Genomic DNA, 14,148 nt, shown 5'->3' with positions numbered 1-14,148 from the left:
CCCTAGCCCCTAGCCCCTCTTTTCCCCTAGGCACTAGCTATTTACTTCGTCTCCATCCAATTTTGCCCCGCATGAATATCAACCACTAGCGGTACACTTAACTCTACAGCATTTTCCATTGTATTCTTGATTTTATGCTGCAATTCTTCCCACTCATCGGGCGGTACTTCCAACACTAATTCATCATGAACTTGTAATAGTAAACGCGCCTGACGCTCCTGCAAGATATCATGCAATTTCACCATTGCCACCTTAATAATATCAGCACTGGAACCCTGAATTGGAGCATTAGCAGCAGCTCGTAAAAGTTGCGCGTCATTCTGACCTATATTTTTGAGAGTAGCCAGGTTAATATCTTGAACATCAGAACCTTTCAGTTTGCGGACACTTTCGCCCTCGAATTTGAAATAGCGGCGACGGCCTAGAATTGTTGAGACGTAACCTTGCGCGATCGCATCCTTCTTGACCCTATTCAAATACTCAAAAACCCTAGAATAACGCTGATTAAACCTCTCAATAAACAGCTTAGCTTGTGTCGGACTCACTCCTTCAACAGACCGTGCAAATCTCTGCGCCCCCATTCCATAAATTACGCCAAAATTAATCGTTTTGCCCAACCTGCGCTCGTCCGGCGTTACTGTTTCCTTTTCAAATAAGAGTTTAGCAGTCACAGTATGCACGTCCTGATTCGTTTTGTAAGCTTCAACTAACACAGGTTCTTGAGTCAAATGAGCCAAAATTCTTAACTCAATTTGAGAATAGTCAGCAGACACCATCAACCAGCCTTCTTTAGGCAAAAATGCCTTGCGAATTTGTCGAGAAAATTCAGTGCGGATGGGAATATTCTGCAAATTTGGATTAGAAGAAGATAGCCTCCCCGTCCCCGTAGCGGCCTGATTAAAATCTGTATGCACCCGTCCAGTATCAGGACGCACTAACTGCGGGAGTGCATCCACATAAGTTGACTTCAATTTTGATAAAGTACGATGTTCCAAAATAGTTTTGACTACCTCGTGATCGTCTTGTAACTTTTCCAAAACAGCAGCATCAGTAGAATAGCCGCTTTGAATTCTTCGGGATTTTTTGATATCTAGTTTTAGAGTTTCAAACAACAGTTTGCTTAACTGTTTTGGCGAACTTAAACTAAATTCTTCACCTGCGACTTCATAGGCTGTCTGCTCAATTAATTGTAATTTATTTTCTAGCTCCTGTGATAGTTCTTTGAGATACGCTGTGTTAATGCGAATACCATTATATTCCATCTGAGCTAAAACAGGTTCTAGAGGCTGTTCTACTTTTATTAACAACTGTTTTAAAGACGCTTTAAGCGGCTTTTCTGCATCAAGTTCTTCTAGTTTTTCGCGAAGTTTACTTACTAGCTGGAACGTTGTATAGACATCCATACCGCAGTAGTTAGCAACAATCGGGATGGCTAAATCTGCAATTGTTTGCTCTTTAGAGACTAAATCTTTATAACTTTGGGCAACTAACTTTTGGTCTTTTAAGTATTCCTTGCACAAAGCAGTAAGGTTATGACTGCCTTCGGGATCGATGACATAACTAGCTAACATCGTGTCAAATACTACGCCAGCTAATTTGATTCCCTGACAACGCAGAATTAAGCGGTCAAATTTAGCATTCTGCAAGGCTTTAGGATAATTATCATCTTCTAAAATTGGACGCAATGCTTCTAAAACTATGGCTTTATCTAAATTTTGACCAGCTTTATGTCCTGTAGGAATGTAAGCTAAATCTGCTTCACCAGTTCCCCAACAACAGCCAATTCCTACTAATTCAGCGTCTTGCGGTTCTAAGGCTGTAGTTTCAGTATCCCACGCAACAGGTGTGGCTGAATCGGTGAAAGTTCGTAACAGTTGTACTAATTCTGTTAGCTGTTCAGGAGTATGAATAATCCTCGGTTTAATGGGCAAAATTGCCTGCTGTTGAGCCTCTCTGGTATCCTCTAAGTTCCAAAACCAGCTTGCATCATCTTCATTGTTTGATAAAGAGCGATCGCTATTTTCTTTACTAACTCTCTCTTCGCTAATTTCAGCCTTGATTGTGGTGCGATTGTCCTGGTCTCCCTGTTCTATTTTCTGACTGGAAACCTCCTCTCCACTTTGTTCTACACCGCCAAATCGCTTCTGAAGTTGCTTGACTTTATTTAAAAATGTCTTAAACTCTAATTTTTCCAAAACTGGTATTAAAGCTACCTCGTCAAAACCAGCAAGCTTGCATTCTTCTAACTCAATTTCCAAGGGTACATCACATATAATTCTAGCAAGATGCTGGGAATGATATGCCTCGGTTTTTCCGTCTTCCAGCTTTTTCCTCACAGCTCCTTTAACCTGATCTAAAGAAGCATAAATCAGATCGAGAGAGTTATAAGTTGTCAGCAACTGCACAGCGGTTTTTTCGCCAATCCCTCTCACTCCAGGGATGTTATCAGAAGCATCGCCGCAGAGAGCTTTATAATCAACTACTTGATCGGGTTTAATTCCCAGTTTTTCAATTACTTGTTCTGGGCCGTATTCTTGACCTCTCCCTGTACCGCCGCGCCCGAAAGAGTCTCTACCCAGACGTAAAACGCTGATATTTGCGTCTGTATTAACAAGCTGAAATAGATCCTGGTCGCCTGTAAGAATTTTAACGCGGAAACCTGCTAAACTCGCTCTTTGTGCTAAGGTTCCCAAGACATCATCGGCTTCATAACCAGGAGCAGTTACTATTGACAAATGGAAGTAACTTAATAGTTCTTGAAGATTTTTGAGGTCAATAATAAAATCTTCGGGAGTTTCGGTTCTGTCTGCTTTGTAGGTATCGTCAGCTTCGTGGCGAAAGGTAGGCAAACCGAGGTCAAAAGCGATAGCCATATACTGCGGTTCCTCTGCCGCCATCACCTCTAAGAGCGACTTGAGGAAACCAAAAGATGCACTCGTGGGAATACCTGTGGAAGTTCGCAACCCCCCATCTCGACTTTTGGCAAAAGCGTAGTAGGAGCGAAAAGCAAGGGAGTGGCCGTCAACTAGGACGAAAGTAGGAATTTGATTTGCTAACACAGAAATAGACACCAATAGCGCGAGACAATAGTTCTATTCTAACGAATTAGAGCAGCATGAAGATGGAAGAAGGAAAATACAGGAAAAATCAATGGTTTTAGGAATTGATAAGCTTTGTTTCGCCTTGAGGATTGCTATATCTCGCCCTATGGCAATTAAAAATTAATGAAAAGGGTATGGAAACTCTAATTAAGTAGAGGCCGGCAGGATTTAGTTATCTTCTACACTAGGCAAACATTGCCCTTTTTTTAACAACTCTTCAAATTCTTTATTGGTAAGGGCTTTACTAAAAAAATAACCTTGCATCTCATCACATTCGTATTGATAAAGGAAATCTAGTTCTGCTTGGGTTTCCACACCCTCAGCAATCACTTTCATATTCAAACTGTGTGCCATTTGAATAATCGCTTTAGTAATTGCGGCATTCTTGGGATCGTTTGTGATATTGCAGATAAAACTGCGGTCAATTTTAATAATATCAAATGGAAAGCGTTTAGGATAGCTTAAAGAGGAATATCCCGTGCCAAAATCATCAACCGCTATTTTAATTCCAAGGGTACGCCATTCAGTCATAGCCTTAGTAGCCGCCGATTCATTTTGAATTACTAGACTTTCTGTTACTTCCAGTTCTAAATACTTAGGATCTAGTCCTGTTTCTTTTAATATCTGCTTTACTCTTTCAGCAATATTTTTCTGATTGAACTGACGACCTGACAAGTTGACTGCTATCCGCAAGGGGGAAAAACCTGATTCTTGCCAAAGTTTAGTTTGCTTGCAAGCAGTTTGCAGCACCCATTCACCCAGTGGAATAATCAAACCCATTTCTTCAGCAAGGGCAATAAATTCATCGGGGTAAACTAAACCTCGTTCTGGATGATTCCAGCGTAATAGGGCTTCAGCACCAACAATTTTACCTGTCTTAAGTTCAACTTGAGGCTGATAGTAAACCTCAAACTCTGAGCATTTAATAGCATTCCGCAAGCTGGTTTCCTGAATGATTTGGTTGATAGATACTATCGATGATTTTGAAGTATAAAACTGATAACTATTTCCGCCCTGCTGCTGAGCATAATACATGGCTGCATAAGCATTCTTCAACAATTCGTCTCCCTTAGTGCCGTCACCCGGATAGAAAGCGATGCCGATACTGGCAGTGACATAAACTTCATAGCCATCAACAACAATCGGATCGGATATTATATCTAAAATGGTTTGAGCGACATTGCCAGTATCTTCTTTTTCCTCAATTAGCGGCATGATAATCGCAAATTCAGCAGCTTCTAAACGGGCAACCATATTAAAGTTGGGATTGCAGTTAGTGAGCCTTTGACTAATGATGCGGAGTACGGAATCACCGATAGAATGCCCTAATGTACCGTTGATTTTGTTGATCCGATCCACGCTGAGAGATACAATCGGAATTAGAGTCTGAAAAGCTTTTTGTTTTTCTAATATTTGATTAAGCCGCTCTCGCAACAACGAGCGATTCGGCAAATTTGTTAAATAGTCATACTGATGCCGATGCAGAGCAATTTGGATAGCTGAATGTAAGTTTTTTTCTTCAAATGGTTTGACAACATAGCCGAAGGGTTTTGTCGCATTGACCCGTTGTAAAGTGTTATCATCGGCATAAGCTGTTAAATAAACAACTGGTATTTGGAAGCGCGATCTGATTTCTTCGGCGGCTGTTATGCCATCCATTTTTCCTTGCAGATGAATATCCATTAACACCAAATCAGGGTGCATATCATCTGCTGCTTGAATGGCTTCTTCTCCAGAAAATACTATAGCGCTAATGCTATACCCTAGAACTTTCAAACTATCTGCAATGTCCTCGGCGATGATGCTTTCATCTTCAACGATGAGGATCTTAGCTCTTGACATTAGTTTCACTCCCCTGCTGTAAGTTTTGCATTGTAAATGTAATTGCGATCGCAGTTCCTTTACTGCTATTTAGTTCAATAGTCCCTCTGAGCTGATTAACTAAAGAACAAACTAATCTCAGTCCTAATGAGCCGGAATTTCTGAAATCTAAGTTGGCAGGAAATCCAATGCCGTTATCCCGAACGGTCAGCATAAATTGCTGATTTGTGACTAAGCATTCTATATAAACTTCTCCTTTTTGCCGATCGACAAATCCATATTTAAGAGAATTTGAAACCAATTCGTTGATAATTAATCCACAGTGAACTGCTGTGTCAATATTGAGATAAACTGTATCGATATTCATCCTTAACTTAACTCCCCTTTCATTTACTTCATAAGCCTGAAATAAATTATTTGCTAGGTTATGGATGTATTCAGCAAAGTTAATCTTTGATAAGTCTTGGGATTGATATAATTGCTCGTGAACGAGAGCCATTGACCGAACGCGATTTTGGCTTTCTTTTAACATTTCAATTGTACGTCTATCCTGAATGTATCGGGATTGAAGTCTGAGCAGACTAGAAATAACCTGGAGATTGTTTTTAACGCGATGGTGAATTTCTTTAAGCAGGACTTCTTTCTCTGCTAAGGATGCCTTAATTCCCTCTTCACTTCGCTTTCGCTCGGTAATGTCGCGCACTACTGCTTGTAGCACTTTTTTGCCGTCGATTTCCATTGCAGAGAGCAAGACTTCTCCGGGAAATTCTGAACCATCAATGCGTTGGTGTAGCCAATCAAATCGGTTGCTACCTGTCTCCATAGCTACAGCAATGTGTTGTTTTACTAAACTTTCTGAATCTTCTCCTCCTGGCTGAAATCGGGTCGAAAAGTCTCTAGGTTGCTTCCCACACAAGTCCTCTTTGATAGTACAGCCAAATATTTTTAGGGTGGCGCGGTTGCAGTCAAAGAAACCTTGTTCGTCAAGGAGCATTACTGCGTCGTTGGTGGCTTCGTATAAGCTGCGAAATTTGCGTTCTGACTCTTGGATAGAGGCAATTAATTGGGTCTTTTGTGCTTCTACTCGCTTGCGCTCTAGGGCGTTGACGAACATTTCGCCGACAATTCGCAGTAAGGTAATGACATCTTCTGACCAAGCTTTTTCTAATTGCACGGCATCTAAGCCTAAGAATCCCACCAGGGAGCCGCGATGAGTCATTGGCATCACGATCGCAGATTGGATGGACTGCGATCGCAAAATGGCTTTGGTAGTCCGCTGCGATCGCGGCAATTTGGCGACACTGGGAATATTAATAGTTTCGCGCTGGCGGATTTGCTCTTGCCACCAGTGCAGAGCTTCCACTGCTATGCCTTGACGTTGGCGAATTTGCGGGGCAATGTTAGGAGCGCACCATTCGTGAGTATTTTTGAGCTTAGTGCCGTTGTCATCGAGCAAAAAGACGTAACTGCGATCGACACCGCTAAAAGTTGCGATTGTTTCCAGGGCTCGGTTAATACCGCTGTCAATTTCTTCTGGTCTTAAGTTGATAAAGTGAGTAGAAAGAGTCGCGATCAATTGCTCAAATTCAACTCGATATCGCAGCGCTTTCTCTGCTTGCAGGTGTTCCACAATTTCTACTACTAACTGATCGTTAGACTCCTTTAAAGCTGCTGTCCGCTCATCGACTCTAAACTCTAGCTCTATCTTTGCTTCTTGCAGTGCTGCTTCAGATTTATGACGCAGCGTAATATCAGTAGAAACACCGATTATTCCCGAAACTTGACCATCTCGATCTCGCATCGGAGTTGCTTGACTTTCGTATACTAAATCCCCCATTTCTGCAATCCAACTGTGCTCGTTGCCTGCACGTACAAAGGCGATGCTTTCCAAAATATTTGGGTGGTTGCAATATAAATCAAAAATTGACTGACCAACGAGTTGACCAGGCTGAAGGTCTGAATTTTCTAGCCCTTTGCCATCAAAAAGTGTGAATATGCCGTCGCCATCTAATGCCCAGAGGACAATTGGCGCTTTGGAAATGACTGCGTGCAGGTGTACTTGGCTTTCTTGGAGAGCATCATTGGTCTTTTTTAGTTGCTCTCTCTCGCGCTCTAGTTGCTGGCGGGCACTGTTTAATTCGCCAGTCAATTGCTCTACCTTATGCTGCAAGGTGGCAGCGATGCCAGATATTTCTGTGGGAGCAAGGGTGCGACAAAAGGATGGGTTGGGGTGTAACATGGTTAATTTGCGATGCACTCTTACTATGAGTACAGCCTCTATTTTAAAGATAAGCTTTGCAAGTAAAGTATTAAAGTTAGCTGCGACACTTATTCTTGACAAAAAAAATGCCTCTGGGAACAAAGGCAGGCGATCGTCAATGTCGCATTTATGTAAATGTACTTACGTATAAAAACGGAGACAGCCTTGGCAAATTCAGCTTTAATAGTATTTTCACTCGTATTTCCACAGAGCCCACTCACTCAACCGTTGAAAAATTCGAGCTTGTGTTTTACTTTTTTAAGATAAATTACGCTCTGATTAAATGTATAAAGGTATGCAGTTAAGGAGAAGTAAACTCAACATAGTGTTAGAGTTGAAGTGGTAATGGAGAGGAATTACCAATTATCAATTACAATTACCAATTATCAAAATGAATTTTTGCAGCGATAATGTAACGGGAGTTTCTCCAGAAATAATGGCAGCGATCGCAGCCGCCAATGACGGGGCTACTATGCCCTACGGAAATGACGAATGCACGCAGAATTTGCAAGGCAAATTTTCTGAACTATTTGAGACACCCGTCACAGTTTTTCCAGTAGCGACAGGTTCCGCCGCCAATGCTCTCGCTCTCTCTGTTATTTCTCCTCCTTATGGAGCAATTTATTGCCATGTAGACTCTCACATCAACGTCGATGAATGCGGCGCACCAGAATTTTATACTGGTGGCGCAAAGCTAGTAACACTAACAGGAAATAATGCCAAAATTGATGCTGCTAACTTAGCCGCAATACTCGATCGGGCAGGTGCAGGATTTGTTCATCATGTACAACCTGCTGCTGTCAGTATTACTCAGACAACAGAAGCCGGAACTATTTACAATCCTGATGAAATTTCCCAAATTGCCGAAGTAACTCACGCTTACAATTTACAATTGCACATGGATGGAGCGCGGTTTGCAAATGCTGTCGCCAGTCTCGGTTGTTCTCCTGCCGATATCACTTGGCGGGCTGGCGTTGATGTGCTTTCATTTGGAGCTACTAAAAATGGCGCAATGGCAGCAGAAGCAGTAGTATTTTTCAATCATAAATGGGTGCGAGATTTCCAATATCGCCGCAAGCGCAGCGGTCATCTTTTTTCAAAAATGCGGTTTCTATCAGTACAGCTAGAAGCATATATTAAAGATAATTTGTGGTTAAGAAATGCAGCTAAAGCTAACGAAATGGCAGCCAAATTAGTAAAAGGAATAGCGGGGCTTCCTGGGGTGAAGCTTTGCTATCCAGTAGAGGCAAATGAAATCTTTATTGAACTTCCAGAACCAGTAATTAAAGCGCTTTTATCCGAAGGATTCGAGTTTTATCGTTGGAATCGTGAATCTGCAAGTATTGTCCGACTTGTCACCGCTTTCAATACGCAGGAAAAAGATATTATTGCTTTCATAGAAACTGTCAAAAACTTTGCTCAATAACTAGAGCGGTTGTTCTATGCTTTGGGAGAATACAGTTTTGAGTAAGTTCCGATCGTGCTAATAAATTAATAGAAAATAGTGCGATCGCAATCAACAGTGAATAGTTAGCGATCGCCTCCTGGAAGCAACTGGCTGGACTTTGGGATCTGATGGCAACCTCATCGTTACTGCTAACGATCTGAACTCCGAATACAGTCCTGGATTGACAAATTGTGGTTGTTATCCACCTGTTTCTGAAATAAATAATTAACAATTAATAATTATTATAGATGAAAAAAAACCCTGTTTTTACTATTTGCCTTTTGTCTTTAGCTTGCGGTTTCCAAACCCCAAAAGCCTTGGCAATTACTCCTGAAACATTTGCTAAAGCAGAGGTAAGGCAAACGCCAGCTTTAAATACAGTGGCCGCCTTAGAAAAACAGGCACAGCAACTTTATGAAACGGGACAGTTTGCAGATGCGATCGCCGTATTACAGCGCTTAGTTACCGATTATACTGCCCAAGGCAATCAATTAGGTCAGGTAAGGGCTTTGAGAAATCTGGCACTCGTTTATCATCAGGCTGGAGAAAGAACTAAAGCAACGGCTGCAATTACAGACAGTTTCAACCAACTAAATCAAATAGAAAATACCGCTGAGCGGACAAAACTTTTTGCTCAAATACTCGAAGTAAAAGGACAATTAGAATTATCTGCTGGTAATTCCGAACAAGCCCTAGAAACATGGAAAAAAGCCGCAGAAAAATACAAACAAATCGGCGATGCTACAGGCGTTACTAGGAACCAGATTAACCAAGCTCAATCACTACAGGTATTAGGACTATATAGTCAAGCTCTCAAAATGCTAAAGACTGTGAAAGAAACACTGAAAAATCAACCGGATACGCTACTGAAAGCAAGAGGATTTCAGAGCTTAGGCGATGCGTTGCGGATAGTGGGAGATTTGAATCAATCTCAGGAAGTTTTACAGCAAAGTTTAGCAATAGCTGAAAAATTAGAATCTCCCGAAGCCTTGACAGCCGCTATGATTAGCTTGGGTAATACATTTAGAGTACAGCAAAAACCGGAAGCAGCTTTAGATTTTTATCAGCGGGCGGTGAAAGCATCTCCTACACCTTTACAGACAATTGAAGCGCAACTAAACCAACTGAGCCTTTTATTAGAGCAAAAGCAATGGTCAGAAGCTAAAATTTTATCACCTAAAATCGAGTTTGTACTTGCCAAATTGCCTGCTAGCAGGACAGCAGTTTATGCTAGGATTAATTTAGCTCACAGCTTAATTAAGATTGGACAACGAGACGAAGAACAGCAGCAAATCACCAATTATCAAGAGCCTGCTCAATTATTAGCAATGGCAGTAAAACTAGCTCAAAGCTTAAAAGATCGAAGAGCAGAAGCTAATGCTCTGGGAAATTTGGGCAAGCTTTACGAACATAATCAACAATGGGCTGACGCGAGAAAATTAACTGAGAAAGCACTACTTTTAGCACAAGCGGTGAATGCTGCTGATATTGCCTACCAGTGGCAGTGGCAATTAGGAAGAATCATGAAAGTTCAAGGAGAACGAGAAGGCGCAATTACTGCTTATTTCTCCGCAGTAAAAACCCTTCAGTCTCTTCGTAGCGATTTAGTTAGTATTAGCTCAGATGTACAGTTTTCATTTACAGAAAGTGTAGAGCCAGTCTATCGAGAGCTAGTAGGTTTGCTGTTGCAACCGCCTCTTAATTCTTCACAAAGTCATGGAGTTGTAGATCAATTAGCATTAATTCAAGCGAGGCAAATAATAGAAGCATTACAAGTAGCTGAACTTGACAACTTCTTTCGAGATGCCTGTTTAGATATCAGACCAGTTCAAATTGACCAAATCGATCCAAAGGCAGCAGTTTTTTATCCGATTATTTTGCGGGATCGCCTAGAAGTAATTGTCAAACTTCCAAACAAACCTCTACGTCACTACACTACCTTTGTATCTGAAGAGCGAGTAGAAGAAATACTGAGGAAACTGCGGGAAGGACTAACAAGAAGCTTAATCCGGGGGGTCTTAAAAATCTTATTGGAACCGTCGCAACAAGCTTATGACTGGTTAATCCGTCCCATCGAAACTGAGTTAGCAGCGAGTGGGGTGCAAACTTTAGTATTTGTCTTAGATGGTTCTCTGCGGAGTATTCCGATGGCGGCTCTTTACGATGGCAAGCAATATTTAGCTCAAAAATATAGCATTGCAATAGCTCCCGGTTTACAACTGGTAGATGCTAAACCTTTAGCAAGAAATAGCCTCAAAATTCTCACTGGTGGCTTAAGTGAATCTCGCCAAGGGTTTGATGCACTTCCTGGTGTTGAGACTGAATTGCAGCGGATCGCGGCAGAAGTTCCCAGTACAATTCTGCTAAATGAATCTTTCACCGAAGCCAACTTAAAAGCAAAAATTAATTCGTTTCCTTTCCCAGTAGTTCACTTAGCAACTCACGGCGAATTCAGTTCTAAAGCTGAAAATACATTTATTCTTGCTTGGGACGAGCGAATTAACGCTAAGGAATTAGATAGTTTGCTAAGGGGAAATACAAGGACGGCCCGCCCTATTGAATTGCTGGTGCTCAGTGCTTGCAGAACTGCTGTTGGAGATAAGCGGGCGGCTTTGGGATTAGCGGGGGTTGCTGTGCGGGCGGGCGCACGGAGTACGATGGCATCTTTGTGGTATGTGAGCGATGAAGCGACGGCTTTACTGATGACTAAATTCTATGAAGAATTAGCCAAAAAAGAAGTGACAAAAGCTGAAGCTCTCCGCCGTGCTCAGCAGGCGATTTTCCAGGATAAAAGATTTTCTCATCCTTATTTCTGGGCAGCTTTTGTTTTAGTTGGTAATTGGTTGTAATTTGTAATTTGTAATTTGTAATTTGTAATTTGTAATTTGTAATTTGTAATTTGTAATTTGTAATTTGTTAGTTGTTATTTGTTAGGACTTGCTTAGGTGTTAGAGCTTACTTAGGGATAACTTGTCATTGCGAGCGTAGCGAAGCAATCGCAAGGCTTTAGGATTGCTTCGCTACGCTCGCAATGACTATTTTTTTCAAAATTAATTGTTTTGATTGAGATACTTAACACCCCATTCGTGCATGGCATCGATGATTGGTTTGAGACTTTCTCCCAAAGGTGTTAACGAATATTCGACTTTTGGAGGAACCTGCAAGTATATTTCGCGATGGACAATACCATGCGATTCCATCTCCCGCAGTTGTTGTGTCAACATTTTTTGAGTGATTCCTTTTAAAGCGCGTTGTAGCTCATTAAAACGCTTCACCCCTTGAAATAACTCGCGCAGGATTAAGACCTTCCAGCGCCCGCCAATCACGTCTAACGTTCTTTCTACAATACAACTGGCTCTCTCGGTATCTGTGTTGGTTTGCATAGTATCTTTTTGGGTACTACCTTACTTTAAAGTGCATACTTCCCATTATGGCTTTACTTAGTTTAAAGTATAAATATGCAAAAAGCACAGAAATAACAAATCTGTTGCCATTCCTGAGAGGAGAATCCGATGAGCACGCCTGTTATTTTTGATAAAAAGCCTGTTGTTCTTGCACTAGAGCCTGGTACTTACTATTGGTGCAAATGCGGTCAATCTCAAAACCAGCCTTATTGTGATGGTGGTCACAAAGGTACAGAATTTGCGCCGCTAGCTTTTGAAATTACTGAGACAAAAACGGTAGCAATTTGTAACTGCAAACATACTGCTAACTCCCCGTTTTGCGATGGGGCTCATGCCAAACTTTAAGGCATAGTTAACCGTTGAGTGGATATTGCTGCAAGAATTAATCAGAGGAATCGCAAGAATTTAGCAGGCGAATAGAATTTGCGGTTACACAAGCAAAGTCCGCCTACGCGGACTAATCGAGAACTACAAATTTTTAAACTCGTGTAGGCAGTTTTTGTTTTTGTAGTTGCGTTTTCAACCCCCAAGTTCACCTAAGTTGACACTTTCCCTTCAAACTTGAAAAATGAGGAATTAAAAAATGATCGTCATCCGAAAAAGTGAAGATAGAGGTCATGCTAATCACGGTTGGCTGGATAGTTACCACTCATTTTCGTTTGCCAATTATTACGATCCCAATCAAATGGGTTTTCGGGCATTGCGAGTAATTAATGAGGATATTGTTAACCCCGGTCGTGGTTTCGGTACGCACGGTCATCAAGACATGGAAATCATTACTTATGTCTTGGAAGGAGCGCTAGAACACAAAGATAGTATCGGCAATGGCGAAGTGATTAAACCTGGCGAAGTACAGCGAATGAGTGCAGGTACAGGTATCCAGCACAGCGAGTTTAATCAATCCAAAACAGACCCAGTTCACTTACTGCAAATTTGGCTGCTTCCCGATACAAAGGGATTAAAACCAAGTTACGAACAGCGTGATTTTGATGTGGCACAACACCCCGGAAAGTTGCGGTTAGTTGCTGCTAGGGATGGACGGGATGGTGCTGTTAAGGTACATCAGGATGTGGATTTATATGCGGCTGTTCTGGAAAAAAACGATCGCGTCTCTTATTCCTTGCAGCCTAAGCGTCATGCGTGGGTACAGGTGGCTCGCGGTGGAATTGTTTTGAATGGTTTGCCGTTAAAACATGGCGATGGCGCTGCCATTAGCGATGAATCTGATATCGAGATCGAAGCGGCAGATAAGGCTGAATTTCTCTTGTTTGATTTGGCTTAAAATGCTAAATCTTAAATCTCAAATCTCTTACGTTTATCCCCCCTTTTTAAGGGGGGTAACAATCTAAAAATACTATGATTCCTGTCACCAATTTGAACCATGTTGTGCTTTATGTACGGGAGTTAAAACGCTCAGTTGAGTTCTATAAATCTGTTTTTGGTTTTGTCGAAGTAGCGCAGATGCACGGGAAGATGGCATTTTTGCGGGCCGTAGGTTCTCAGAACCATCACGATCTGGGTTTAGCAGCTTTGGGAACAAATGCGCCGTCGCCACCCCCTGGAAGTGTGGGACTTTATCATTTAGCTTGGGAAGTTAAAACAATTGAGGAGTTGGCTAATGCTGTTCAATTTCTCAAGGAGAAAGGCTCTTATCGGGGTGCAAGCGATCATGGTGCTAGTAAGTCTGTATATGGTGAAGATCCTGATGGTAATCAGTTTGAAATTACTTGGATAGTACCTCGTGAATTATGGGGTGAGTTTGAAAGTAAAGCAATTGTTGCTCCTCTGAATTTGACAGAGGAGTTGCAACGCTATGGCGGTCAAAGTTAAAAATGGGGTGGGTTTACCAGCTCTCTGGATTAGAGTTGAGATATTGACGAACCCACCTCTAAAATAATTGTGCTTAATTAATCAATTTGATATAATTTAAGAGCAGTAAGTAGGCTGTTATTGTTAATTTTATCATTCGGCATAAAATTTGCGTAAAAATATGACACAAAGTAGAAAGGTTTTCCGTCTGTTAAAAGGTTGCTATATTAACATTTTGGCTCCCAGATGAATTGTCACAAAAGTATTTCAGCTATTTTGAGTATTGGGCTCGGGGGGGGGGGGGGG

9 protein-coding genes are annotated in these 14,148 nt (G+C 41.6%); 5 read left to right on the top strand and 4 right to left on the bottom strand.

From position 1 onward, the window contains the following. Positions 1-41 precede the first annotated feature (41 nt). From polA to PN499_RS00805, 3 genes are all read right to left on the bottom strand, one after another. Complete coding sequence (polA, locus tag PN499_RS00815) at positions 42-3,059, bottom strand: DNA polymerase I (RefSeq protein WP_272029683.1); 3,018 nt, start codon at positions 3,057-3,059, stop codon at positions 42-44. 210 nt (positions 3,060-3,269) lie between these two features. Next, on the bottom strand, positions 3,270-4,943 hold the full coding sequence (locus tag PN499_RS00810) for a putative bifunctional diguanylate cyclase/phosphodiesterase (protein ID WP_272029682.1): 1,674 nt from the start codon (positions 4,941-4,943) through the stop codon (positions 3,270-3,272). After that, entirely contained in the window at positions 4,930-7,161 is a 2,232-nt protein-coding gene (locus PN499_RS00805; protein WP_272029681.1) for a PAS domain-containing sensor histidine kinase, read from the bottom strand. Before PN499_RS00805 ends, PN499_RS00810 begins: the two co-directional genes overlap by 14 nt. Before the next feature lie 412 nt (positions 7,162-7,573). Here PN499_RS00805 and PN499_RS00800 point away from each other — a divergent pair, with 412 nt between their 5' ends. Together PN499_RS00800 and PN499_RS00795 are read left to right on the top strand one after the other, a co-directional pair. Beyond that, complete coding sequence (locus PN499_RS00800) at positions 7,574-8,608, top strand: threonine aldolase family protein (RefSeq protein WP_272029680.1); 1,035 nt, start codon at positions 7,574-7,576, stop codon at positions 8,606-8,608. Between the two features lie 269 nt (positions 8,609-8,877). Continuing rightward, the gene (locus tag PN499_RS00795; RefSeq protein ID WP_272029679.1) at positions 8,878-11,478 is read left to right on the top strand and encodes a CHAT domain-containing protein; all 2,601 of its coding nucleotides are present in this window, start codon (positions 8,878-8,880) and stop codon (positions 11,476-11,478) included. Positions 11,479-11,679: 201 nt separating this feature from the next. Here the strand turns inward: PN499_RS00795 and PN499_RS00790 are convergent, their stop codons facing one another. Beyond that, the gene (locus PN499_RS00790; RefSeq protein ID WP_007357877.1) at positions 11,680-12,012 is read right to left on the bottom strand and encodes a winged helix-turn-helix transcriptional regulator; all 333 of its coding nucleotides are present in this window, start codon (positions 12,010-12,012) and stop codon (positions 11,680-11,682) included. A gap of 129 nt (positions 12,013-12,141) precedes the next feature. Between PN499_RS00790 and PN499_RS00785 the strand changes: the two genes are divergently transcribed. The 3 genes from PN499_RS00785 to PN499_RS00775 all read left to right on the top strand — a co-directional run bounded on the left by PN499_RS00785 (position 12,142) and on the right by PN499_RS00775 (position 13,863). Further along, entirely contained in the window at positions 12,142-12,378 is a 237-nt protein-coding gene (locus PN499_RS00785) for a CDGSH iron-sulfur domain-containing protein (protein WP_272029678.1), read from the top strand. A gap of 238 nt (positions 12,379-12,616) precedes the next feature. Next, complete coding sequence (locus PN499_RS00780; protein WP_272029677.1) at positions 12,617-13,315, top strand: pirin family protein; 699 nt, start codon at positions 12,617-12,619, stop codon at positions 13,313-13,315. A 74-nt stretch (positions 13,316-13,389) separates the two neighbouring features. Continuing rightward, the gene (locus tag PN499_RS00775) at positions 13,390-13,863 is read left to right on the top strand and encodes a VOC family protein (protein WP_272029676.1); all 474 of its coding nucleotides are present in this window, start codon (positions 13,390-13,392) and stop codon (positions 13,861-13,863) included. Positions 13,864-14,148 lie beyond the last annotated feature (285 nt).

The organism is Kamptonema animale CS-326 (assembly GCF_028330895.1).
GTDB classification, from domain to species: domain Bacteria; phylum Cyanobacteriota; class Cyanobacteriia; order Cyanobacteriales; family Microcoleaceae; genus Kamptonema; species Kamptonema formosum.
Note: the sequence above shows the minus strand (reverse complement) of the source record. Positions and strands in the feature narration are given on the sequence as shown.